1 protein-coding gene is annotated in these 965 nt (G+C 68.9%); it reads right to left on the bottom strand.

From position 1 onward, the window contains the following. Positions 1 to 658, bottom strand: a 658-nt coding sequence (locus tag ACYVF3_RS32310; protein WP_461158078.1) for a hypothetical protein, incomplete at its 3' end; no start/stop codon positions are given. Between the last annotated feature and the right edge of the window lie 307 nt (positions 659 to 965).

Here is a 965-nt window from a genome sequence, read left to right as displayed (position 1 = left end):
GACGCCCCGCCACCACCTCAACCACACCATCCGCCGCACCCGGATCATCCACAAACACGACCTTGCCGTGAGCGCGGGTGTTCGGTCCCGGAAGCACGTTCTCCGCCTGATTGAGCAAGCTCTCGATACCTGCGGTCGTGCTGGCCCGCACAGCGTCGAGATCCGCCTCGCTGACCCCCTCGGCCGGCCGCAAATACAGCTTCGTCACCAGATTCCAGCGCCCCACCTCCGGAATCACGCTGTAACTCACCTGCTGCCGAACACCACTACCCCGCCCCCGCTGCACCCTCCGACGACCATCCCCCGAACCGAACACGAACGCGTCATCCAACGCCTTCCACCGCTCCGCCTCCACCCGAAACGACGCCACCGGCCCAGCGGGGGTCCGCGACTCCTGCTCAGCGATGGGGGCGGGCCTGCTGTCCGGCGTGACCTCAGCGGGCGTCGGTGCGTCGTCGCGGACCACGCGCGGCCTGGACCCGTCCGGCTGGAAGCTCCGCCACTGGAGCTTGCCGCGGCCGTTGTCGACCAGCGCCACGACTTCTTTGCCCAGGTCCACGGCCACCCGCGTGCCGCTGGCGGCGAAGTCGACGCCTCGGGATTCCGAGTTCGGGACGAGCACGACGCGGTCGGCGTTCGCTTCGACCTGCGCGGCCACGGTCTCAGCGCTGACCGGCCCGGCCGGGGCCTGGACCCTCGGACTGTCGGCGATGGCGCTGGGCACGCGAGCGGAACCGGGGTTGCTGGTTCCTTCCTGGATCCGGTTCTCGCCGGAGGTGTTCGCAGGTTCGGGAGGTAGCCCGGGTCGCCGATCGTAGTAGTAGCTGTTGCTCGGAGGCGGGTAATACCGCGAGGACGAGGAGCTGGCAGTCGGGTAGTAGGACGACGAAGTCGCGTAGGTGGAGGGCGTCGGGTAAGTGGAGGTCGGGACCGAGCGGCTCGACTCACGCGACGACCGACTCACA

Source organism: Saccharopolyspora tripterygii, assembly GCF_054778355.1.
The sequence above is the reverse complement of the archived record's forward strand: the minus strand, read 5'-3'. Positions and strand labels throughout refer to the sequence as shown.